Genomic DNA, 22,284 nt, shown 5'->3' on the forward strand with positions numbered 1-22,284 from the left:
GTTTTTAAAAACATGGTGAACCAATTATTAAAAGCGCCAGACGGCAAACCAAGCGATGTGGAACGCATTAAAGAAGAAAGTAAATTATTGCGTGGAACACTGGCGGAATCAATGCTTGAGCCAATCAGTTCAGGAATTTCTGATGATGATAATCGTCTGATGAAATTTCATGGTAGCTACCTACAGGATGATCGTGATCTCCGTAATGAGCGCCAAAAACAAAAACTTGAACCAGCGTATCAATTCATGCTGCGAGTTCGTATGCCTGGTGGTGTAGCTACACCAGATCAATGGTTAGCTCTGGATGAGCTAGCCCATAAATATGGAAATGGCACCTTAAAACTGACGACACGTCAGACATTTCAAATGCACGGTATTTTAAAGTGGAATATGAAAAAAACAATTCAAGAAATTCATGCATCTTTATTGGATACAATTGCTGCTTGTGGTGATGTGAATCGTAATGTGATGTGTAATCCAAATCCATATCAATCTGAGATCCATGCTGAAGTATATGAATGGTCGAAACGCTTGAGTGATGATTTATTACCACGTACAAGAGCGTACCATGAACTTTGGTTAGATGAAGAAAAAGTGATCGGATCACCTGAAGTGGAAGAAGTTGAACCAATGTATGGTCCGCTTTACTTGCCGCGGAAATTCAAGATTGGGATTGCGGTTCCACCTTCAAATGACATTGACGTTTTTTCTCAGGACCTTGGCCTAATTGCGGTTATTGAAGAAGATAAGCTTATCGGTTTTAACGTAGCAATTGGTGGTGGTATGGGGATGTCTCACGGTGACAAAGCAACATATCCACAGCTTGCTAAAGTAATCGGCTTCTGTAAACCAGAACAAATTTATGATGTAGCTGAAAAGGTCATTACAATTCAACGTGACTACGGTAACCGTTCTGCTCGTAAAAATGCACGGTTTAAGTACACAGTTGACCGCTTAGGATTAGAAACGGTCAAGGCAGAGCTAGAAGATCGTCTCGGCTGGAATCTTGAGGAAGCAAAGCCATACCATTTTGATCATAATGGCGACCGCTACGGTTGGGAAAAAGGCGTTAAAGGTAGATGGCATTTTACAATGTTTGTCCAAAACGGACGGATTGCCGATTTTGATGACTATAAGCTGATGACTGGCTTGCGTGAAATCGCTAAGGTTCACACTGGAGATATTCGTCTTACTGCAAACCAAAATATCATCATTGCTAACGTATCTGCGAATAAAAAGAAAAAAATCATTGAACTAATTGAACAGTACGGACTTACAGATGGCGAGCATTATTCAGCACTCCGCCGTAGTTCAATGACATGTGTTGCTCTTCCTACATGTGGATTGGCTATGGCAGAAGCAGAACGCTATTTGCCTGAACTGCTTGGTAAGATCGAAACCATTATCGATGAAAATGGCCTACGAGATGAAGAGATCACGATTCGTATGACAGGCTGTCCTAACGGTTGTGCTCGTCCGGCACTTGGTGAAATCGCCTTTATCGGAAAAGCTGTTGGTAAATACAATATGTATCTTGGCGCAGCATTTGACGGCAGTCGCCTAAACAAAATGTTCCGCGAAAACATTGGTGAAGAAGAAATTTTAAACGAATTAAGTATCCTTCTTTCACGCTATGCTAAGGAACGTCAAGAAGGCGAACACTTTGGTGATTTCGTCATACGAGCAGGAGTAATAAATGCAACGACGGATGGTATGAATTTTCATGAATAATTGATTGGTGGACTGGAGAGAATAAGGGATCGTTTCCTTGTCTCTCCTTTTTGTCGTTAAGAAATAATAAAATTTTAGTATTGAGAAAAACACTCGATGTTTTTCTTTACTTATTTTATAAAGATGTGGGTATGGTAATAAAAGGTCATTCACACTAATAAAGAATGGAGTGATTTGATGGAAGTTCATGAAATACAGTATTGTGATCGGTGCAAAAAGGAAACAGACCATCTTATTACAGAGGATATACTGTCTGTTTTTACTCATTGTACAGAATGCAATGAAACTGTAGAGAACGTTAAGAATTTCTTTTAGATTGTTTCTTTTCAATGTTTGTAATGGTCGTTCATTTAATGAAGAGGTACTTCAAGGCTCACTGGCCTTGAAGACCTATCTTATAAATGTTTTAAAACGCTTGTTTCTATTAGTCTTGTAAGTTCGAAAAACAACAACCAAACCGTAAACAACAAGAGAATAAATCATTTATTTTTGCTAAAGTAGAAGGCTGCTTTTGGTTCATTATCCTTTACAATTTCACCTGATTCTCGATTCTTATATCGGGCTTTGTCATAGAATTTCCTATACTGTGCTATACTAGGAAGTACGTACGAATATTTCGTTTATTCTAATAAAATTACATTGAATGACTTATAGGCTTCTTTCTATATGGGCAGGTGTCTATTTCCTTGACCAAAATGTGAATCTCTTTTACTCAGAGATACGGGTAATGAAAATAGATTTTGGGAGGAAAAGCCTTATGAAAGAAAAAGCACTTGTGTATTGTGAGAATAATTTTGGAACGATGGATGGAAAGACAGCTAATGGGCTGGTTAGAAGCTCTAGAAAATTTGAAATTGTCGGAGTGATAGATAGTACAAAGGTTGGGATGGATGCTGGTGAACATCTTTCAGGAGTGAAAAATAGTATACCTATATTCAGAAACCTCAATCATGCATTAGAGTCGTTAACAAGTACTCCTGATCAATTCATTTATGGAATAGCTCCATCTGAGGCATTCCTAAAAGAGGATGAACGAAATCTCTTATTTAAAGCGATGGAACATGGGATGAGTATTGTTAATCCTCTTCACGAATTCTTTACAGATGATGAAGAATTTACCAAACATGCTAAACAAAATAAGGTAACGATTACTGATATAAGAAAGCCTGCAAATAAAAAAGATATGCATTTATTCTCGGGTCGTATTCTAAGTATCGATACACCAGTTGTAGCAGTACTTGGTACTGATAGTGCAATTGGTAAACGAACAACTTCAGTTTTACTTGAAGATGCATTACTAGAAAAGGGCTTAAATGTCGCTTTTATTGCAACTGGCCAAACAGGGTTAATACAGGGGGCAAAATACGGGGTAGCTATTGATGCAATTCCATCGCAATTTATGACAGGAGAAATCGAAAACCAAATCATGAAGGCTTATGAAAATGATAATCCTGATATTATTATCGTTGAGGGGCAAGGAGCATTGAGCCATCCTGCCTATATAAGTTCATGTGGAATTATCAGGGGATCTAGACCTGGAGCAGTCATCATTCAACATGCACCAAAACGAGAACATTTAGGAGATTTCAGTTATATGGAAATGCCAACGGTAAAAAGTGAAATCGACCTCATTGAAAGCTTCTCAAAATCAAAAGTGATAGCGGTTACTATCAATCATGAAAACATGACTGATGAAGAGCTTGTGACCACTATTTCAGAATACGAAAAGGATCTAAACCTTCCAACAACAGATGCATTAAAATTTGGGTGTGACAAACTAATCGAAAGTATCTTCGATGCGTATCCAACCTTGAAAACGAAACAAACTAAAGTATTATTAACTTGACCCAGCAGATAACACCTCGGATCGAAATCAACTTAGCTAAAATAGCCCATAATGCTAAGAAGCTAATTGGTATTTATGGTGCTAAACAAATTGGACTAATGGCCGTTACAAAAACAGTTTGTGGAGCTCCAGAAATAGCAACTATATTACTAGATCAAGGGATCAAAATACTCGCAGATTCAAAGTTAGTTAATCTACAAAGAATGCGCGAAGCAGGAGTCAAGGCGAATTTTGTGTTATTGAGGTCACCTGCTTTGAGTGAGATTGAGTCGGTGATAAAAAATGCAGACATTTGTATGAATACGGAGATGTCTGTTATCAAAAGATTATCCGAAGCAGCACTGAGAGCAAACACAGTACAAAAAATTATCCTAATGATTGAAATGGGCGATTTAAGAGAAGGAATCATCCCCGCAAATCTAGATACCTTTATTGAGGACGTCTTGAAACTTAAAGGCATTGAAATTGTAGGTTTAGGTGTGAATTTTGCTTGTTTTGGAGGCGTGAAACCAAATGAGCAAAAAATGAATGCTCTATCTACTCTGGCCAGAGATGTTGAAATGAAATTTTCACTTCCACTATCATATATATCAGGTGGTAATTCAGCGAATTATAACTGGTTTATGGAGACTAATAGTGTAGGTAGAGTAAACAACTTAAGGTTGGGAGAATCAATTTATTTAGGGCGTGAAACCTTAAATCGAGTGGCGATTCCAGAATTATATACAGATGCTTTTACTTTTGTCACGGAGGTAATCGAATCGAAAATCAAACCTTCTATTCCCTACGGGGAAATAGGTCAGAATGCCTTTGGAGTCTTTCCGCAATTTCAAGACCGTGGCCAAATGAGTCGAGTAATTCTTGGGGTTGGGAGTCAAGACGTACTCGTTTCTGGGCTGATCCCATTATTGGATATCGATATCATTGGATCAAGTAGTGATCATACTGTACTTGACGCGAAAAAGAATCATTTAATAGTGGGAGACGAGGTTTCATTCAATTTAAATTATGGTGCCCTTCTTTCGATTATGACCTCGCCTTATGTATTTAAACAATATAAAGATGTGATTTAAGCAAGAGTATTAATAAGTAAATAATTATACAATGTGATTGATAGCTAGTTAGTTTCCGGTCTTTTATGGCTGGATTTTTTTATTTTTCATAAGAATGTTGATCTGAAATGATCAGTGTTTAGATACATCTAATTTAAGCTTTTGGTATTGCTCCAGCATTGGCATCTACGCTTCTGTACATTTACATTTAGCATAGGGGCTAACAACTACAGCTCTAGAGGTATCACATAATATATTTGGTAATGTTAATAAATAAACTATTGTGAAGCGTGTTTTATATAGGGCTCATATCCAAAAGATATGGAAAAAGGGTAAAGTAATTGACTACAGTACTTAAACAATCGTAATCGTCCATTAGAAGAAATTTCAGAGGAAATTAAATGAAACCATTCAAGAGGCATATCTGATTAATAAGTAACCGACAGTAAATAAGTAAAAGCTGTTTTCGTCATAAGTATATCTTTCGAATGTAGCCTATCATCGTGCTCTTGGACTATGTAAAAGACCAAACGTGCTTTCAGTTGACGTTGGTCTTTTTTAGGATTCATTCCTTTACAAATAATCCAAAAGGTAAAGGGTATCTAATTATTATTGTTTTACTAGTTCCTTTAAAACCTTTTCATATTCAGCCGCTTGTGTTGGTGTTAAAGTTTTGGATAACCTTAAAAATATATTCTTTTCTAGGTAACCATATTCAACAAAAGCACCACCTAATTCACTTGAAATTGTCGTAACATAATCGAATCGTTTTTTTGCATCAGCTTCATTTTTAAAAACTTCAAAGCTACCACCATTTCCAACACCAAATTCTTTATTTATGGTTTCTTTTATTTCCTCTTCCGATAAACTGTATTCTTTTGTTTCAGTATCTACAATCTTTTTTACGACGTTCGAATCTATGAAATCCACTTTCCCTATGTACCCACCTGGTCTTCCTAACAATTCATTTGGATCATCCTCTTCAGAATACATTCTAGTATCGGTAATTGGGAGATTAGTCTCTTTGAAATATCCCACGATTTCCTCACCTTTTTGTAAATCTACTTTTTTAGTTTCTTCTATCGTCATATTTTTTTGTTCCTCTTTTTGTTGGGAACAAGCAGATAAGCAAATTGCTAAAATAATCATTATTTGAAAACTACGTTTTTTCATAAGGCACCTTCTTTTGCTTATTTAATCATTCTTTAAATTAGCTTGTATAAAAAGGTGAGGATTATACCTCAACCTGATTATTAGAGAAAATAGGCAAGCACTTATTAATACTACTTCTAGCATTTTTCTTCTATACTGCTATGAATTTTTGTGAGGTCATAAGAAATGGGTATAATCACAGAAGATTCATACTCTTATTACTCTATACGGACACAAAAAGTCGAATTATGAAGAATTGTATAGTCGAAATAATTCATGCACTATTTCATAGAAAGGTGGTGAAATTATGCACGTATGGAGACTCTTGTTAAAAGGAGTTATTTTAAGTTCGGTCATCTTGTTCCCTACTGCTGCATTCGCTGAGAAAAGTGAATTAACTCAAAAGCCAAGTACACAAAATGGTCAAGCAATTGAAATAGTTAAATCTGTGAAAAGCGAGAATTCTACTCCAGTTACAAAAGCAAAGTCAGAAATTAATGTCTCAAATTATGCAAATAAAAAGACTGAGAAAGAAAATTTAGCACAGCCAAGTAAAAAGATAGAGAAATCAATCCAAGTACTGGTTAGTGAAAAAGCCAAAAAGGCAGTTAAGGTACCAGATCAAGTAAGTGAAAAAGCCAAAAAGGTAGTTAAGGTACCAGATCAAGCAAGTGAAAAAGCCAAAAAGGCAGTTAAGGTACCAGATCAAGCAAGTGAAAAAGCCAAAAAGGCAGTTAAGGTACCAGATCAAGCAAGTGAAAAAGCCAAAAAGGCAGTTAAGGTACCAGATCAAGCAAGTGAAAAAGCACAAAAGGCAGTTAAGGTACCAGATCAAGCAAGTGAAAAGGCACAAAAATCAGATGAAGTAGGGAAGAACAAGGCTGTTAAGAATGTATTACCTGAAAAAAGTCAGGTACCAGAACCAAAATTCTCAAAGCAGAAGACAAAGCCTAATAACAATGAGATTCATTCTTCTGAGGCAATGGTAGTAGATAATAAAAACGTGACATCAAATAATGAATCGAATTCTCAGAACGGAGAACCTGAGATCGTAGAGAAAAAAGAAGATATCCCTACTAATAAGGGAAAATATCCAAGTGACATTATGGTTGTGCCCATCTCATACAACACGAAAATTCCTGAAGGTTCATCAAAGGATCGGACAGGATTTGGGCAAAATACAACTAGCATCATTGATAAATATTTGCTAGAAGCGGAGAATTATTTGAAACAAAAGCAACTCCAACCATTCGATTCTAGGGAATTTGCATATCGAAATCAATGGGTTAATGCGCCTCCTTTGCAACCACCTCAAGCAACTCCTTTTTTATAGACGTGTATGTAGTATTAAATGGTACTAACGACTAAAAAAGGAGAGGTATATAATGAAAATTAATAAGATTGCAGTAAAAACATTTGTATTAGCAGGAGTAATTTCAGTTGGAGTTTTTGTAGGAGGGCATATAAGTGAGGCAGCTCTAGGTGCTCCAAAAGAAGTTAATACAGTGAAAATCTCAGATAATAATAAAGTTGCAGCACAAACAAAAACATCAGTAAATAAAGAAAAAGCTCATGCTAGTGAAAATGCAAGTGCGAGTGCAAAAGCAAATGCTTCAATTAATTCTGCAGTACAAGCGAAAGCAGAAGTTGAGCCTGAGGTAGAAGTGAAACCAGAACCAGTTAAAGAAGAACAAACAGAAGTTATAGAAGAAGTAGTAAAAGTGAAAAAATCTGTAGCAAACAAAGTAAATTCACAAGCAAATGAAAATGCTAGTGAAAAAGCGAAATTACATGCATCTACCAACTCTGCAGTACATGCATCGATAGCAGTTGATGAAGAAACAACAGAAGCAGAAGTTGAGCCTGTTAGAGAAGTGAAATCAGAATCTGTTGAAGACAAGCAAACAGAAGTTATAGAAGAAGTAATAGAAGTAAAAAAATCTGTAGCAAACAAAGTGAATTCACATGCAAGTGTTAATTCTAATGAAAAAGCAAAGTTACATGCATCTGCCAACTCTGCAATACATGCAAAGGTAGTAGTTGAAGAAGCAGCAACAGAAGAAGGACAATCAGAAGTAAAAGTTGAACCTGTTGTAGAAGTGAAACCAGAAGCAATTGAAGAAGAGCTATCAGAAGTTATTGAGGAAGCAGTAAAAGTAAGTAAATCCGTGACAAACAAAGAAAATTCACAGGCGAATGAGAATGCAAGTGAAAAAGCGAAATTACATGCATCTGTCAATTCTGCAGTTCATGCAATGATAGCAGTTGAAGAAGAAACAACAGAAGGAACAACCGAAGGAACAACCGAAGAAACAACCGAAGAAACAACCGAAGAAACAACAGAAGAAACAACAGAAGAAACAACAGAAACTAGTGAAGATTTGGAAGTTGTGGAAGTATAGATTTATTAGAATGTTTTGTGTGAAATAGAACCGATGGGAGTCCCATCGGTTTTTTCTAATGGCTTTTCAAAAGTATGTTGCTTTCAAAGCTAAAAAAATCGATCGTTGTATTTTTTAGGTGAAATTATAAGCTAATTATGCGAAAAGGGCAGCTAAGTACATAAAAAAGTTCATATTACCAAGATAACATTTTTTAGGGGAACAGTCTTTCTTATATATATTGTTTAGCACTACAAACTGGTTGTTAAGAATATGAAACGATTAAAACAAGATATTTAAAGGTATAGATATCTTAAATGAATGGATATGTATAATCTTAAAAATTGATGTTGAAGATTTCTTAATAATTTGATAAAATAAAAGCAATCTAATGACTATGTGTAACTGGCGAAACGCGGATAACCGTGAGGGAGCACATAGTGTCGTAGCCGTTCGCCTGGGCAGAGGTAAGGGAAGTATTCCTTACCTCTTTCTGTTTATTAGGATAGAAAGTCATAACGTCTTTAAATTAATAAAGAAATTCATTAATTTAGGGAATGTAAAAAATATAGATAACGAGGAGCAAATAACATGAGCACATTAATTACAGAAAGAATAAACACAATCAAAACATTAAATAATATTGCAGAAAGCGGGCTAAATGTTTTCACTAAGGATAAATTTAAGATCGATAATGACAGTGAAAATCCTGATGCAATTGTTCTTCGTAGCTTTAACATGCACACATTTGAACTCGGTAATGATTTAAAAGCGATCGCACGTGCTGGTGCTGGTGTCAATAATATCCCAGTTGACAAATGTACAGAGCAAGGAATTGTAGTTTTTAATACACCTGGTGCTAATGCCAATGCTGTAAAAGAAATGATTCTTGCTACATTAATTGCTTCATCTCGTAATCTTTTTGCTGGTGTTGCTTGGACAAACACGTTAGAAGGTCAAGGAGAACAAATTCCGAAGCTTGTAGAAGCAGGTAAAAAACAATTCGTTGGTAAAGAAATTAAAGGAAAAACGCTAGGTGTAATTGGTTTAGGTGCAATTGGTGCACTAGTTGCGAATGATGCACTAGATTTGGACATGGATGTAATTGGTTTTGACCCGTTCATTTCTGTTAATACAGCTTGGAACTTATCACGCAACGTACAGCGTGCTATGACGATTGAGCAATTGTTTGCTAATTCAGATTATATTACTGTACATGTTCCATTTACTGAAGAAACAAAAGGAATGTTTAACCAAGAAACTTTTGATATCATGAAGCCAGGCGTTCATATTTTTAACTTTTCACGAGGAGAACTTGTGAATGAAACGGATATGGAAGCTGCACTTGAAAGCGGAAAAGTTGGTAAGTATATTACAGACTTCCCGAATGAAAATGTCTTGAAAATGAAAAACACAGTTCCAATTCCACATCTTGGTGCCTCTACTCAAGAATCAGAGGAAAACTGTGCGATCATGGCTGCTCGTCAAGTAAAGGAATTTTTAGAAACAGGAAACATTAAAAACTCAGTGAATTTCCCAAACGCTTCCCTACCTTATACGGGGAAACGACGTTTGGTTGCTTTCCATGAAAACGTTCCGAACATGGTTGGGCAAATCACACTAGCTGTATCAGGTTATAATTTGAACATCGCTGACATGGTAAACAGAAGTCGTGGAGAATATGCATATACGATGATTGACATTGACAATGAAGTGACTGCTGATATCATTCCTGCTCTAGAAGGGAAAATTCAACATTTTGAAGGTGTCGTTACAACCAGGATTATTTAAACCTGTTAATGGAACAAATGAATAATAGTTATTTAAGTCTCAATTCCTTTATGGAGTTGAGACTTTTTTCACATTTGTGATTTCACACAAATGGAAAAACTTCCATTAATTCACTAATGTGTTACCCTTGTAAACCTGTTAGTCTTGTAAATGGCCCTGAATTTATTCTAATAAAATAAACAGGAGGTTTACAAAATGAAAAAGATAGTAATCTTATTTACTACGATCACCTTAGTAATTGGTTCATTTAGTATTTTTCCTATATCTAAAATAAGTGCTGAAGCAGAAGACACTATACAAACAGGTGACACTTTACAAATATTATTTGAAAAATATCAGTTAAACCAGAATGAAACTGAAATTATAGATGGTCGTTTTTTTAATAAAGAAAAAATAGAACATTCACCAATGACTATGATTGAAAAAAAAGATAATTCTCTAACAATCTCAAACAAAGAAGAGAATTTGATTGCTCGTCTTGTCCACGCAGAAGCAAAAGGTGAGCCATATGTTGGTAAAGTAGCAGTGGCAACGGTTGTGTTGAATCGTGTAGAACACAAAGAATTTCCTGATACCGTCAAGGAAGTGATTTACGAAGAGAATGCTTTTGAACCCGTGCAAAATGGTTCAATTGACGATTCGGCAAATAAGGAAGCCGTTAAAGCTGTTCAAGAAGCTCTGACAAATCAAGAAAAAGATAATGAATTACTCTACTTCTATAACCCTGAAACGGCAACAAGTGATTGGATTTTTACTCGTGAAGTGATTAAGACAATCGGTAATCACTCATTCGCTATTTAAAAATGCGTATATAGCTTAGAAACTGCACCGCAATTGTTGGACACATTTCACAATTGGAGGTGCTTTTTTGTGTTTGAGGAAGGCTCTTTTCTAAAGGTTTGTTGCTTAGTGAAAAGAGCAAGAAAATCTACTTAAAAAACGTGTACATTGCTTTGTACAGAAAACAAGCTTGAGGAATTAACACCAACTAACACTATGAAAAGTAAAGCAGAAACCACTCTACACTAATTTAACAATAAATAACCAGGATAATTACACGGCTGTTTTCCACACTATTATTATAGAACAAATAAAATGAATACGTGTGTTACCGGTATTTTCAGTTTCCGTGATAACACAATGAAAGGATTGAAAAATGAACAAAAAAATTGTGATTGGAGTTAGTTTGTTATTGTTTATGTTATTGATAGTGAATATCTCCCCTGCTCATGCAACTGGAAATACATTTAGCAACATTCATGTGGTCAAATCTGGAGATTATTTAGGGAGAATTGCAAATGAATATGGTATTTCTGTAAAAGACCTAAAAGTTACAAACGGACTTTCATCTGATTTAATTTACATAGGACAAAAATTAAAGATTCCTCCAAAAAGTTATGCCATGCAAGGACAGTATTTACTTATGACAAAGGAAGAATTTAAGAATTGGTTATTTAATAAAAAAATCAATAGAAAAATAAGCATCATCCAACAACATCACACATGGTTACCTTCATATAAGCAATTTAATGGTTCCAATCATTTTACCATGTTGAAAGGTATGGAGAATTATCATGTTAAAAATATGCATTGGAAGAATATCGCTCAAAATATAACGACATTTCCTGACGGGAAAATCGCAGTTTCTAGGCCGTTTAACATAGCTCCAGAAGGAACAATTGGAACAAAGGCGAATTCGGTTGGAATTGCCATTGAGAATGTTGGTAACTTCGATATAGGTAAGGATGTAATGACTGAGGAACAAAAAGAATCGATTGTTTATATAACTGCGGTGTTGTGTATAAAATTTGGGTTAACTCCTTCTATAGACAGTATCACCTATCATCATTGGTGGAATTTGAAAACAGGAGAAAGAGTGTTAGATAATGCTGCAAACTATGATGTAAAAACCTGTCCAGGTACTGGATTTTTCGGAGGTAATTCTACAAACAGTGCAATTAAGCATTTTTATCCACTAGTGGAGCGAAAAATAAGAGAAATAAAATAGTAAGAACTAACTATGCATTGGTAATTAGTAGGGAGAGAGTCTTCTCTCTACTTGCGAAGTAATGAATATTTAAACGATTGGGAAGAATCGAAAGTAAATTGAAAGTTTTGCCAGGCGGTGTTCAATGAATGCCCGACTTGATGAATGAAGCCGACTTCGAAACGCATATAAAAACGGCAACATTGTAGGTATATAAATGATAAAATAGTCGAACAGCAACTTATTATTACTTTGTTTTTCACCTAAATGACATGACAGCTTCATGTTACTATCGGTTTTAATTCAGGGTATATTTCTTCTTTCTGATCTCATACTAAAAATAAGAAGGAGGGGTTATCCATGGCAAAACGAACAAAGAAAAATGATGCAGATCAAAAGAACAAACAAGGATTTGATTCAAGCAAAACCGATTCAGAATTCTCTCATGAATTTGGCAGTGCTAACGCTAATCAAGCACATAAAAATAAAGCAAAAAAAGAAAAGGCATCTAAAAATCAAGGTGAGTGGAAAGGCATGCATTAATGAATACTTGCCAGACTCGAACTCATGATAAGTGATGCCTACACCGAGTACAAAGGGTGGAATGGAGGCGCTTATCATGATTCAAACGATCTACTTAACTTTATTGTGAAGGAGCTTATTTAGATGACTCAATCTAAGCAACAACAAGAACGCCAATGGAAAGAACGTAAACAATCGCAGAATCCACATGGTAAAGTCAAATCATTTGAACAATTAGCTGAAGATATGGGCGAAAATAAATCTGAAACTAAGTAAACCTGCTTAAGAATGAGAGGCTATTCCCAAAGTGTCAGAGCCCACATAATAGTGAGTTCACTCCCTTTGTCGTTACCTAAAAAAGGTCATAATTATCGAGAGTGATAATTATGACCTTTTAGGTTTACATATATCTGAAAATCAATACTAAATGGGTCTCTTTTAGACGTTTATGTGCTTTATATTCTTCGTTGGCATTATAGTGGAACTAGTAAAAAATGTGTTGCTCTTTATTATTCAAGTAACAAAGTTAATTTAGTTCTAAAAGAAAACCAATTACTTTTCTGATTATTAATAGAATGGATTTGATATTATTTTTTTAAAAAAATAAACGGAATAGGGTTTAAGTTTGGTTGGTCAATGGTAATTGTCATTGTTACGTGTTCAATAATTGGTTTCATTATCATATTAAGTTTTAAGAAATCGCATGATTGATTCTGGATGGATAGGCTACCCTTTATTTAAATGTAAGGTTATAAGGTTTATGATGATGTAAATCAGGTACAATAAACATTTAAAAGTATTAAAGAGTTAGAGGGAAAATCTCCAACCCTTTAATTAAAGGTCATTTCAGATTAGTAGTCGTAATTATAATCATAGGGAGAGTAGTCATCTCTACAACGACGTACCCATCTACATTCACGAACCCAACGACAGCGTGGTGGTCGAGGTGGGTAAGGGGAATAAGGCGGTTGTCCATATGACTGTCCAGTAGGTTCCCCAAAACGCTGTTGTCCATTTAAAGAATCAAGGTAATACAATTGTTGTAGTTCGTTAGGATTCATTTGGGATTGGTTATGGTAATTCAATAAAATCTCTCCTTTTTATAAGTTCACTATACATCAACACTATATGTTTAAATAATGAAATTACATGGACTTATACCCAGAAAACGAGCCTGATTTTAGGTGAATAAACTAAAAAACCTCTTTAGAGAAACATAAAGATTAGAGTAAATTAAACTGGGGGGATTTGACTAAAGATCACAATATTTAAAGATTATTCGGCAGATAAATAAAGAATTGTTTTACCTAAACAGTATGGAAACGTTACGGACCTGGATTTAGTTTTTACATGGGAACAGGTATTATCTGGGCTTTGTTTAATGGTTTTTTCCTTTTTGGTAGCTATCTCAATGGATTTTGAATGAACAAGGGGTGGAACAAACAAGCTGCTGACCCCTTCTCAGCAAAAAACACTTTCATTAATAATCTAACTAACATAAAAAACCACTCCTCATTAGAATTTAGAGTAGTGGTTAGCAAAGTTGGATTTAGATAGCGCTTAAGACTACTACACAAAATAGGTCTTAAAAAGCTACAAAACGTTGTTATATCAATCTAGATGGAGCATAGCGGGATCGAACCGCTGACCTCTACGCTGCCAGCGTAGGGGATGGAATATCCGGTAGTTTACGAGAGTTGCCCAAACTGTCTTTATATTGCACTTTTAAGGAGTTTTTCAATATTCAAATGAACTCTAGTTTCCGAAAGTTTTCAGTAGTGTGTGACCACGATGTGACCAATAATCTGGTCGAAGATACGCTTGATTTAATGCAAAAATAAGTAGGATTTTGAGATGTAACAGTATGCCAACTAATTTGTTATAAAAAAAACAGTCATAAGGGGTGGGTATTAATGGAAATAACAACCAGGAAAAGTCAAACAAGGATTATAAATGGAAATAAGGAGATTCTAGTGAATAAATTGGAAGAAAACATAGATAAATTGATGTCGAACTAAAGGTCAGTAATCTTTAATAAGAAAAACAGTCATTATTTACTGCGTAGTAGACTATTACTGAGTAATAAACAACTCCAGTTTTTAAGGACTTTTTGAAGATATTCACTGAAAGTAAGGAGCGGATCTTTGAATAAGGTTAGTCCTGACAAGGAGCATTTTACTTTGAATATTGAAGTAGTAGGAAATAAATTAGTGGAATGTTGTTTACTCGAAAACAAAAGGACTATTATTTGGTATTATATACCTTGAAGACTATAATTAATAAGTCATGAAACTTTAAAGAGGAGAATAGATGAGACAATTTTACAAAGATAATAAGTGGATTATTCCTATTTTAACATTGATTTTATTAATCCCTGTGGGTCTAAATATCTTTTATATATATGGTGATTTAAATACGGGTAAGGATTTAGGGAATGTCGAATGGTTGGCGTTTTGGGGGAGCTATCTTGGAGGGGCAGCAACCTTAATCGCAGTGTGCTTAACATTAAGCCAAAATATGAAGGTTATTAAACAAAATGAAAAGATTGTTAATCAGAATCAAGTAAATTTAACCTTTCAAGAAGAGCGCTCAAGGATAGCTCTTATGCCTTATATCGAAGTAATGGTATCTCTTGATGAAGATATGAGTTTGCATAAAACAAAACTTCATCCTCCTAATGGTTTTATAATCTTAACAAACAACAATGATGCCAAAAGATTTAGTTCTGATTTCCCCCGTAAGTATCACCAAATTATTGAAGCGGGATGGGTCGAGGAGGAAATTGGTAATGGAGTTACTACGTTACGTCGTGCAAATTACAATTTTATACGGTTAATTATGACGCAAAAAGCACCTTCGCTTGCAAGAAACATTCAGCTATCTGTTTGTTTGTTTGTAGAGCAAGTGGAAAAAAGAATATACCTTAATCCTCCATTTCTATTAGCTGCTATGGAGAGTGTCAAACTACCGATATTCTTTGATAAGGATTGGCCCGAAGGGGATTATAAATTCATCGTATCTTTTGAAGATATTGAAGGGCGAAGCTATGAGCAGTTCTTTACTATACATCATAAAGGTAGCCTCAATTATAGCTTCACTCCTATAAACAAACCTGAACTGCAAAATTATAGCAGTTATTAAATTGAATATTAAAAGATAAAATTAAATTTTGGAACAAGAATTTTCACTAATGGAGCAGGTTAATGAAATAGGATGATTTAAGTGAATATTTTGCTACATAGTACAAATATACTGTGAAAAAATGAAAAGGGACGATCATTTATATTAAGTAATCGTCTCTTTAACAATTACTGCTCCGCAAAAGTTTTCTTTATTAAAAAGAATGTGCTTGAAGTGCTGCGTCTTTTACTTATAGTGATAGTTGATCTGCGTAAGGTAAGAGATAAGAACCTCCAATTGTTAATACCGAAAAAAATGGATATTATTCTATACTATTTTGTGTATTATTAATCCGATTATGCTTTTTCGCCCATAGTTTTTCAATATAACCTGTTCCAAATAGAACTCCAGCTACAATAAACACAAATCCAATTAATTGTGAAGCTGTAATGGTTTCATTTAAGAAAAGTGCGGAGAATACAAGACCAAAAAAAGGAACAAAGTTATTAAATATGGCTGTTTTTCCTGCTCCTATCTGCTGGATCGCTGCATAAAAAACTATATACCCCACACCTGTTGCCACTACCCCTGACACAATAAATAAAAAGTAAATAAAGAAAGTGGCTGAAGTCATTTCGTTGAATCCTTTAGGTTCAGTTATAAAACTAATAATCAACAAACCTATTGAACCTAATAAATACATTATTGTTGTTACCTGTTTGGAATCGAGAGTTGCTGTTGCCTTTTTAACAAAAATAAAACTAATGGCTTGGACGAACATAGCAATAAATAAAATCAATTCTCCTTGGGACAATTGCATATTACTGAATGAACCACCTTGAATAAAAAAGACACCAGTTAAGGCGAGGATAAATCCTATGATTCGCAGTTTTGTTAATTGTTCACCTAAAAAGAGGACGGCAAGTATTGCTGTTGTAAGTGGTACTAATGATAGAATTAAAGAAGCATTCGAAGCATCAATCATTGTTAAGCCTATTGCTATAAGCGAGTGATGTAGAATGACACCAAAAACACACCCGAGTAGTGTATAAATCCATTCTCTTTTCGATAAACGACGAAATGATTTTCCAAAAACAATTATGATCAATGCCGTAATCCCAGCCATCATAATTCGAAATGCCGTCATGGTTTGTGGAGGTAAATGTTCCACCAATACTTTAATTAAAACCATATTAAGTCCCCAAATAGCTGTGACAAAAAATACTAAACCATAGATTAGTAATAATCGCTTTTGATCCACAACTTCCCTCCTTTGAACCTTTTAGTTTTCATCCTCTACTCCTAATAATCTCGAAACTGCTTATATTCCGCATAGAATTAACCTGTTATTAAAATAAAGTAATGAATCGCCATTCTTTTTCCGAATTTAGATTCCGATTACTGTCGGAATGTGCTTTGCATAGGTTAGGAAGTTATAGACGATCAGCTTTGTTTTGACCTTCATATATCCGGTTGTCGTTCCATCGCTACATCCATACCACTCTTCCAAAAGCACATCCCTATCAAAAACAACCTGCACAAGATTTTCCTTGTCCATTAAAACACCAAATACAGTAGCAGCACCAATTTTTACGCCAAGAATACTTTCCATTAGTTCCGCCGGAGCAAAGGATACGCGTGAAATGTCGAGTGCATTGCTAAAATCTTTTGATTTGAATGGCTTATCAGCGGTGGTTATAAATAAATAAAACTTTGTCTTTTTACTATTGCAGAGCAACAGCATTTTTACCATTTTCATATCCAATTTTTAATTGATCTCTATACAGTCCTCCATTGATATGGCTTCATCTGTAATCACTCGTTTAAATGAAATCGGTAACTTTGTCAATGATTCGTAGACCATTTCTTGTAGCGGAGACTTATAGCTATCTGGTGCTTTTTCCATAATATCACTCACAAAAAACATCTTTATATCCTAGCCTTTCCTAATTTGAATTTTTGATAGTAATAACATATCATGTTCACATGTATTACAAAAACGAATTTTGGTCATGATACGCATGACAAAAACAGATGGAAAGGGAAACGAGTATGAATATCCAAAAATATGTGGCGTTTGTAAAAGTAGTAGAATTGGGTAGCTTTACTAAAGCTGCTCAAAGCTTGGACTATACACAGTCGGGGATCAGCCGTATGATTAACGATTTAGAAACGGAATGGGGGGTTTCTCTTTTTGAAAGAGGACGTGCCGGTATTAATTTAACCTCTGATGGCTTAAAGTTACTGCCCCAATTAAAGAGAATATGTAATGAGCATAAAATCTTAATGACTCAGATCGAAGACTTACACGATATAAAGACTGGGATGATTCGTATTGGGACATTTTCTAGCGTAGCAACTCATTGGCTCCCTAATATGATTAGAATTTTTAAGAAGGATTACCCAAGAATCAATTTTGAACTTCTGCTGGGTGATTATACAGAAATTGAAAGTTGGATTCTAAATGGACGTGTTGATTTTGGATTTGTGCGACTTCCATCAAAACCAGATTTAGATACTATCTTTGTGGAGCAAGACCGTTTGCTGGTCGTGATGCCGTTAAATCATCCTCTTGCTAATTGTGAAAAGTTTCCAATCATAGACTTATTGAATAGTCCGTTTATGCTACTGGAAAAGGGAGCAAAAGCAGAAATCTCTGAAATTTTTGAGATGCACCAAATTTCACCCCAAGTTAATTTTACAACATGGGATGATTATGCCATTATGTCTATGGTGGAAAACGGACTAGGAATCAGTATATTACCAGAATTGATCTTGAAGCGTATTCCTCACAAGATTATAGCGAAAGAGCTTGAAATTCCTGCGTTTAGAAATATTGGTATAGCTACAAGGGAACAAAAATCACTTTCCCTTGCGTCCAAGGAATTTTTAGAATATTTATCATATAGGAACATTGAGTGAATAAGTATGATGGATCAAAATGATGTTTTTTCGCATTTTCAACTATTCAGCAATAGAAGCAAATGTTGAATAATCAAGCCGAAAAAACAACAGATCTATTTGCTACGTAGTACAAGGAGACTGTTGAAAAGTTTCCTTTCAAACGAGACGGTTACATTTAAGTGATCGTCTTTTCGTATTTGACGTATACTGTGCGCAACAACCCTTGGAATAGGGGGAATTAGAACCGTAATCTGTTATTCTCTGGTATGATTTTAGTATGAAGATTTCTGGTATTGTGAAGGTTTTCACTTAAACTAACGGGCAGGTTAGTTTAAGAACAAAATCATATTCATTTACTGTGTAGCAAGTTTCTTAGCGAAAGAACATAGTGCATTTTAGTTGAATAAGGTTTGAAACTTCATTGTTATTCAACTGTAATATGGATTCCTTCTATTGGTAAGAGTTTGCTCAATCTAACCATCTTATATTTGATTGATTCCTTTTTTGATACCAATGATAAATAAAAAAATATACAAATTTACCTGTTTTTAGATGAAATCCATATAAAATTTTAACAGATTAAAGTACAATTATTAATAACGAAATTGATTTAGTCTTAAAATATGAATCAAAAAGTAGATAGGAAAATTTAGTTTGAAGGGGAATTTGTGTATGAGTATTACACCTAAAGGAATGAGTATTCAAGAAGCATATAGGTTATTTCGTGAAGGTAATTTAATCGTTAACCGAAAGTATCAAAGAAAACTTGTCTGGACTCAATTGGAAAAGGAGAAGCTAATAGATAGTATAATGTGCAGCTATCCCATTCCATTAATTTTATTTGCTTCAAGACCGGAATTACATGGGTTCGATAGTTTTGAAATACTAGATGGCGTTCAAAGATTGACAGCGTTATTTGATTTTATAGAAAATCGTGTTCAAATAGAGGGTAAATATTTTGATGTAGATGAGTTTACAAGAGCAAAAGCAGTGGCATCTTCAAATCTTTTTAATGTTGTTTCTAGAGATGATAACGAATTTTTGACCCCAGATCAATGTGCCAAGTTTTTAGACTATCAGCTGGCAATTACTATTTATCCTGCTATGGAAGAAGAAGAAATGATAGATGTTTTCGGGAGAATAAATTCGCAAGGACGACAGCTAAGTAATCAAGAAAGAAGACAAGCTGGGGTAATAAACAATCTTAGTGAATTAGTTCGTAAAATAGCATTTGAGATTCGCGGAGATGTATCTAAAAATTTACTTAAATTATATGAGATGCCTGAAATAAGTATAGATAATCATAGAAATAATATGAATTATAGTATTAAGGCAGATGATATCTTTTGGTGTAAAACAGGGGTCTTAGGTAAAAATGAAATCAAAGATAGTGAAGATGAAGAAATGATTGCAGATATTGCTGCATCTATTTTACTTAAGGAGCCTTTCGCTAAGAGTTTAGAGAATTTTGATAAACTATATGATGAAAATAGTGAATTGTATGAAAAAATCTCCAATTATTTAATTGCACATGATAAGGAAATTTTATATAGAGAGATAGTTGAAACGTTCTCTGTTCTAAAGAATGTTATAGAAAATATGGATAGTAATACTAACGGGTTTAGGAAAATTGTATCAGGGCAACATAGAAATCCTGTGAAAAATTCATTTTACTCTCTATTTATGGCTTTTTATGAATTGTTCATTGTGGAGGAAATGGTCCCAGTTGATAGCATAGGTATTTCTAATGCGATTAATGGTTTACAACAAAAATTAACTAGTAGTGCAAAGTATGCGAAAGTGTCAGATCGTGTAACAAATATAGATATAACTAAGGGGCTAATTAGAAGATTTTTTGCGAAAAAAGAGAGAAAATCATTAAAACATGGACCTAGCCTACTTATTAATTTTGAAAATTCTTTAAAAAGATCAAAATTAGAAACTGCTAGATATGAGTTTAAACAAGGGTTATTTGATTTAGATGAAAAAAAGAAATTAAATGAGAAGCTAGTAACGAAGATTCTTAAAACAGCCACTGCTATTGCTAATACAGCTCAAGGGGAAGATGGATATATCTATATTGGGATTGCAGATGATTTGAAGGATGCTAAAAAATCGAAAGAAGTATATGGTAATGATTATATTGAGTATTTCGGAAAATACATTTTAGGTATTGATAGAGAATTAAAAAAAGCAGGGCTAGAATCTGATCAGTATCTAAAAATGTTTATGGATCGCATTAGAAATTCACCGATCGATACAGATTTAAAAACTCAAATACTAACACAAATTGATGTAATTGTTTATCATAATTTATCTATTATTAGAATTAGAATACCTAAACAGGATAAGTTAACTTTCTGGGGTGAGGAAGTATATGTTAGAAATAATAGTGATACAAAGTTAGTGACTAGTACTAAAGAGATTTTAGCATTAAACGATAACTTTAAATAAAATTGATGTAAAGAATTCAAACCTAAAATTGAATAAGCTATGCTTACTATTGGTATATTTGATAAAATTCACTTTTGAATATATTTTATCGGAAATTAAAGAGGCAGAAATTTTATGAAATGGGTTGGGGGAGGGCAGTTGCTATACGCAGCTGTTTTTTTGGTGCTAAAGGGTCAGCATACCTGTAATAACTTAATTGATAAGAACAACTTTGTGAATAAATCTACTTAAACGAAGTTCTATAGTTGAACAAGAGATACCAATTTTAGCGGATTCGTTTGTTGCACAGTACAAGAATACTGCGCATTTGTTCTAAATTTGTACTTAAAGTAATGGGTGTAAGAGTTGAAAAGGGTTTCTACGGCATCCCCCTTTCTTTATCGTTCTTCAACTACCATGAAAATAAACTCCTATAACTTCGAAAGATGAGAGTATCAAAGAAGACCCATCTAATTCGTTTGAAAAAATAGAGTGGCCGCAATTAATGGAACTTGGATTGGATTGACTGGATTAATAATCAATATGGACAGTTCGACATATTTTCATTCTCTGTGGTGCAGCGCTGATTTTTGCGATACATGGATGGCTAACGGGCAGTTTAGTTGAACAAGGAATAGTCATAACTTTCGAAGTAGGTGAGATGGAAGTGGAGTTTAAATATTATCTTAGTGGAATTGGATGGGCTACTTGTATTGTTGAAGTAAATGGACAGAAATTAGAATTTACAGCAAGTTATTTAACAGATTGTTTATATGATTTTCTAAGGTCACTAATGCTTTTAAACTCTTTTTGTGTACCGAAAGATGAGATAAGAAAAGAAACTGAGTGTGAATGGGAGGGTGAACCAGAGGGAATTATTTGGTCTTTCGAATTAAAAGAAAATAATATACTGAACATAAAAGCCGTGTATTATGAAGATGAATTTAGTAAAGACAAAACTAAAACACTAATAAAAACGGAGTACCCCTATGATGATTTTATTATGATTGTGTTAAAAGAAATAGATGCACTAATAAAAAGACACGGAATAATTGGTTACAGAGAAGAGTGGAATGATTTTGATTTTCCTTTAACCACTTTTTTAAAACTAAAACATTATATAATCCATAAACAAAAATACCCTATACAAGAAGTACAAGGAGAATTTGATAAAGAGACAAGAAGTAACTTGAAATTTGATTTAGAATTATTGTTGCAAGAAATCAATAATCCTTCTTAAGCTAACGGGTGCGATAGTTCAAGAAGGATTATCGCATATTTTTGTTGAAGTTATTAAGCTCCCTCAGTAAGATACGATTATCTCTCAAATACTCACTTATTCGCAGGATTTCAAAACACTTAGAA

Annotated in this window: 20 protein-coding genes and 1 riboswitch; of the genes, 15 read left to right on the plus strand and 5 right to left on the minus strand. The window is 34.4% G+C overall.

The genetic code is table 11. The features are described from left to right. Nucleotides 1-12: 12 nt before the first annotated feature. From cysI to AC6CHR_RS13390, 4 genes are all read left to right on the plus strand, one after another. Nucleotides 13-1,731, plus strand: a complete 1,719-nt coding sequence (cysI, locus tag AC6CHR_RS13375) for an assimilatory sulfite reductase (NADPH) hemoprotein subunit (protein WP_498249411.1) — start codon at nt 13-15, stop codon at nt 1,729-1,731. 177 nt (nt 1,732-1,908) lie between these two features. Next, nucleotides 1,909-2,046: a hypothetical protein gene (locus AC6CHR_RS13380; RefSeq protein WP_498249412.1), complete on the plus strand. Its 138-nt coding sequence runs from the start codon at nt 1,909-1,911 to the stop codon at nt 2,044-2,046. Nucleotides 2,047-2,488: 442 nt separating this feature from the next. After that, the gene (locus AC6CHR_RS13385) at nt 2,489-3,577 is read left to right on the plus strand and encodes an N-acetyltransferase DgcN family protein (protein ID WP_498249413.1); all 1,089 of its coding nucleotides are present in this window, start codon (nt 2,489-2,491) and stop codon (nt 3,575-3,577) included. Next, nucleotides 3,574-4,650 carry an alanine/ornithine racemase family PLP-dependent enzyme gene (locus AC6CHR_RS13390; RefSeq protein ID WP_498249414.1) on the plus strand — a complete coding sequence of 359 codons (1,077 nt, stop codon included), beginning with the start codon at nt 3,574-3,576 and terminating at the stop codon, nt 4,648-4,650. The genes AC6CHR_RS13385 and AC6CHR_RS13390 overlap by 4 nt, the downstream gene beginning before the upstream one ends. 588 nt (nt 4,651-5,238) lie before the next feature. Here AC6CHR_RS13390 and AC6CHR_RS13395 read toward each other — a convergent pair. Beyond that, nucleotides 5,239-5,802 (minus strand): hypothetical protein, encoded by a 564-nt coding sequence (locus AC6CHR_RS13395; RefSeq protein WP_498249416.1) that lies wholly within the window; start codon nt 5,800-5,802, stop codon nt 5,239-5,241. Between the two features lie 286 nt (nt 5,803-6,088). Here AC6CHR_RS13395 and AC6CHR_RS13400 point away from each other — a divergent pair, with 286 nt between their 5' ends. From AC6CHR_RS13400 to AC6CHR_RS13430, 7 genes are all read left to right on the plus strand, one after another. After that, nucleotides 6,089-7,114 (plus strand): hypothetical protein, encoded by a 1,026-nt coding sequence (locus AC6CHR_RS13400; RefSeq protein ID WP_498249417.1) that lies wholly within the window; start codon nt 6,089-6,091, stop codon nt 7,112-7,114. 52 nt (nt 7,115-7,166) lie between these two features. Continuing rightward, nucleotides 7,167-8,183 (plus strand): hypothetical protein, encoded by a 1,017-nt coding sequence (locus tag AC6CHR_RS13405; protein ID WP_498249418.1) that lies wholly within the window; start codon nt 7,167-7,169, stop codon nt 8,181-8,183. A 370-nt stretch (nt 8,184-8,553) separates the two neighbouring features. Further along, nucleotides 8,554-8,632, plus strand: a riboswitch (ZMP/ZTP riboswitch). Nucleotides 8,633-8,753: 121 nt separating this feature from the next. Beyond that, nucleotides 8,754-9,953, plus strand: coding sequence for a phosphoglycerate dehydrogenase (locus AC6CHR_RS13410; RefSeq protein WP_498249419.1), 1,200 nt, complete (start codon nt 8,754-8,756; stop codon nt 9,951-9,953). 195 nt (nt 9,954-10,148) lie between these two features. After that, nucleotides 10,149-10,754, plus strand: a complete 606-nt coding sequence (locus tag AC6CHR_RS13415; protein WP_498249420.1) for a cell wall hydrolase — start codon at nt 10,149-10,151, stop codon at nt 10,752-10,754. A 355-nt stretch (nt 10,755-11,109) separates the two neighbouring features. Then, nucleotides 11,110-11,961 carry a LysM peptidoglycan-binding domain-containing protein gene (locus AC6CHR_RS13420; RefSeq protein WP_498249422.1) on the plus strand — a complete coding sequence of 284 codons (852 nt, stop codon included), beginning with the start codon at nt 11,110-11,112 and terminating at the stop codon, nt 11,959-11,961. A 339-nt stretch (nt 11,962-12,300) separates the two neighbouring features. Then, nucleotides 12,301-12,483, plus strand: a complete 183-nt coding sequence (locus AC6CHR_RS13425; RefSeq protein ID WP_498249423.1) for a hypothetical protein — start codon at nt 12,301-12,303, stop codon at nt 12,481-12,483. A 123-nt stretch (nt 12,484-12,606) separates the two neighbouring features. Next, nucleotides 12,607-12,738, plus strand: a complete 132-nt coding sequence (locus AC6CHR_RS13430; RefSeq protein WP_498249424.1) for a DUF6254 family protein — start codon at nt 12,607-12,609, stop codon at nt 12,736-12,738. A gap of 575 nt (nt 12,739-13,313) precedes the next feature. Here AC6CHR_RS13430 and AC6CHR_RS13435 read toward each other — a convergent pair. Then, nucleotides 13,314-13,547: a hypothetical protein gene (locus AC6CHR_RS13435; protein WP_498249425.1), complete on the minus strand. Its 234-nt coding sequence runs from the start codon at nt 13,545-13,547 to the stop codon at nt 13,314-13,316. 1,225 nt (nt 13,548-14,772) lie between these two features. Between AC6CHR_RS13435 and AC6CHR_RS13440 the strand changes: the two genes are divergently transcribed. Continuing rightward, complete coding sequence (locus AC6CHR_RS13440; RefSeq protein ID WP_498249426.1) at nt 14,773-15,603, plus strand: hypothetical protein; 831 nt, start codon at nt 14,773-14,775, stop codon at nt 15,601-15,603. A gap of 301 nt (nt 15,604-15,904) precedes the next feature. Here the strand turns inward: AC6CHR_RS13440 and AC6CHR_RS13445 are convergent, their stop codons facing one another. From AC6CHR_RS13445 to AC6CHR_RS13455, 3 genes are all read right to left on the minus strand, one after another. Beyond that, a complete protein-coding gene (locus AC6CHR_RS13445) occupies nt 15,905-16,843 on the minus strand; it encodes a DMT family transporter (protein ID WP_498249427.1) in 939 nt (312 codons plus the stop codon). A gap of 126 nt (nt 16,844-16,969) precedes the next feature. Beyond that, the gene (locus tag AC6CHR_RS13450; RefSeq protein ID WP_498249440.1) at nt 16,970-17,341 is read right to left on the minus strand and encodes a YbaK/EbsC family protein; all 372 of its coding nucleotides are present in this window, start codon (nt 17,339-17,341) and stop codon (nt 16,970-16,972) included. Nucleotides 17,342-17,350: 9 nt separating this feature from the next. Beyond that, a complete protein-coding gene (locus AC6CHR_RS13455; RefSeq protein WP_498249428.1) occupies nt 17,351-17,500 on the minus strand; it encodes a hypothetical protein in 150 nt (49 codons plus the stop codon). 134 nt (nt 17,501-17,634) lie between these two features. Here AC6CHR_RS13455 and AC6CHR_RS13460 point away from each other — a divergent pair, with 134 nt between their 5' ends. The 3 genes from AC6CHR_RS13460 to AC6CHR_RS13470 all read left to right on the plus strand — a co-directional run bounded on the left by AC6CHR_RS13460 (nt 17,635) and on the right by AC6CHR_RS13470 (nt 22,159). Further along, on the plus strand, nt 17,635-18,504 hold the full coding sequence (locus tag AC6CHR_RS13460) for a LysR family transcriptional regulator (RefSeq protein WP_498249430.1): 870 nt from the start codon (nt 17,635-17,637) through the stop codon (nt 18,502-18,504). 654 nt (nt 18,505-19,158) lie between these two features. Then, complete coding sequence (locus AC6CHR_RS13465; RefSeq protein ID WP_498249431.1) at nt 19,159-20,940, plus strand: GmrSD restriction endonuclease domain-containing protein; 1,782 nt, start codon at nt 19,159-19,161, stop codon at nt 20,938-20,940. A 646-nt stretch (nt 20,941-21,586) separates the two neighbouring features. Beyond that, the gene (locus AC6CHR_RS13470; protein ID WP_498249432.1) at nt 21,587-22,159 is read left to right on the plus strand and encodes a hypothetical protein; all 573 of its coding nucleotides are present in this window, start codon (nt 21,587-21,589) and stop codon (nt 22,157-22,159) included. Nucleotides 22,160-22,284 lie beyond the last annotated feature (125 nt).

It is taken from the genome of Metabacillus sp. GQ13, from assembly GCF_059758525.1.

Excerpts from the sequence above, each read along its gene's own strand:
- cysI (WP_498249411.1), top strand. The coding sequence starts at position 13 with ATGGTGAACCAATTATTAAAAGCGCCAGACGGCAAACCAAGCGATGTG.
- AC6CHR_RS13380 (WP_498249412.1), top strand. The coding sequence starts at position 1,909 with ATGGAAGTTCATGAAATACAGTATTGTGATCGGTGCAAAAAGGAAACA.
- AC6CHR_RS13385 (WP_498249413.1), top strand. The coding sequence starts at position 2,489 with ATGAAAGAAAAAGCACTTGTGTATTGTGAGAATAATTTTGGAACGATG.
- AC6CHR_RS13395 (WP_498249416.1), bottom strand. The coding sequence starts at position 5,802 with ATGAAAAAACGTAGTTTTCAAATAATGATTATTTTAGCAATTTGCTTA.
- AC6CHR_RS13400 (WP_498249417.1), top strand. The coding sequence starts at position 6,089 with ATGCACGTATGGAGACTCTTGTTAAAAGGAGTTATTTTAAGTTCGGTC.
- AC6CHR_RS13405 (WP_498249418.1), top strand. The coding sequence starts at position 7,167 with ATGAAAATTAATAAGATTGCAGTAAAAACATTTGTATTAGCAGGAGTA.
- AC6CHR_RS13410 (WP_498249419.1), top strand. The coding sequence starts at position 8,754 with ATGAGCACATTAATTACAGAAAGAATAAACACAATCAAAACATTAAAT.
- AC6CHR_RS13415 (WP_498249420.1), top strand. The coding sequence starts at position 10,149 with ATGAAAAAGATAGTAATCTTATTTACTACGATCACCTTAGTAATTGGT.
- AC6CHR_RS13420 (WP_498249422.1), top strand. The coding sequence starts at position 11,110 with ATGAACAAAAAAATTGTGATTGGAGTTAGTTTGTTATTGTTTATGTTA.
- AC6CHR_RS13425 (WP_498249423.1), top strand. The coding sequence starts at position 12,301 with ATGGCAAAACGAACAAAGAAAAATGATGCAGATCAAAAGAACAAACAA.
- AC6CHR_RS13430 (WP_498249424.1), top strand. The coding sequence starts at position 12,607 with ATGACTCAATCTAAGCAACAACAAGAACGCCAATGGAAAGAACGTAAA.
- AC6CHR_RS13440 (WP_498249426.1), top strand. The coding sequence starts at position 14,773 with ATGAGACAATTTTACAAAGATAATAAGTGGATTATTCCTATTTTAACA.
- AC6CHR_RS13450 (WP_498249440.1), bottom strand. The coding sequence starts at position 17,341 with ATGAAAATGGTAAAAATGCTGTTGCTCTGCAATAGTAAAAAGACAAAG.
- AC6CHR_RS13460 (WP_498249430.1), top strand. The coding sequence starts at position 17,635 with ATGAATATCCAAAAATATGTGGCGTTTGTAAAAGTAGTAGAATTGGGT.
- AC6CHR_RS13465 (WP_498249431.1), top strand. The coding sequence starts at position 19,159 with ATGAGTATTACACCTAAAGGAATGAGTATTCAAGAAGCATATAGGTTA.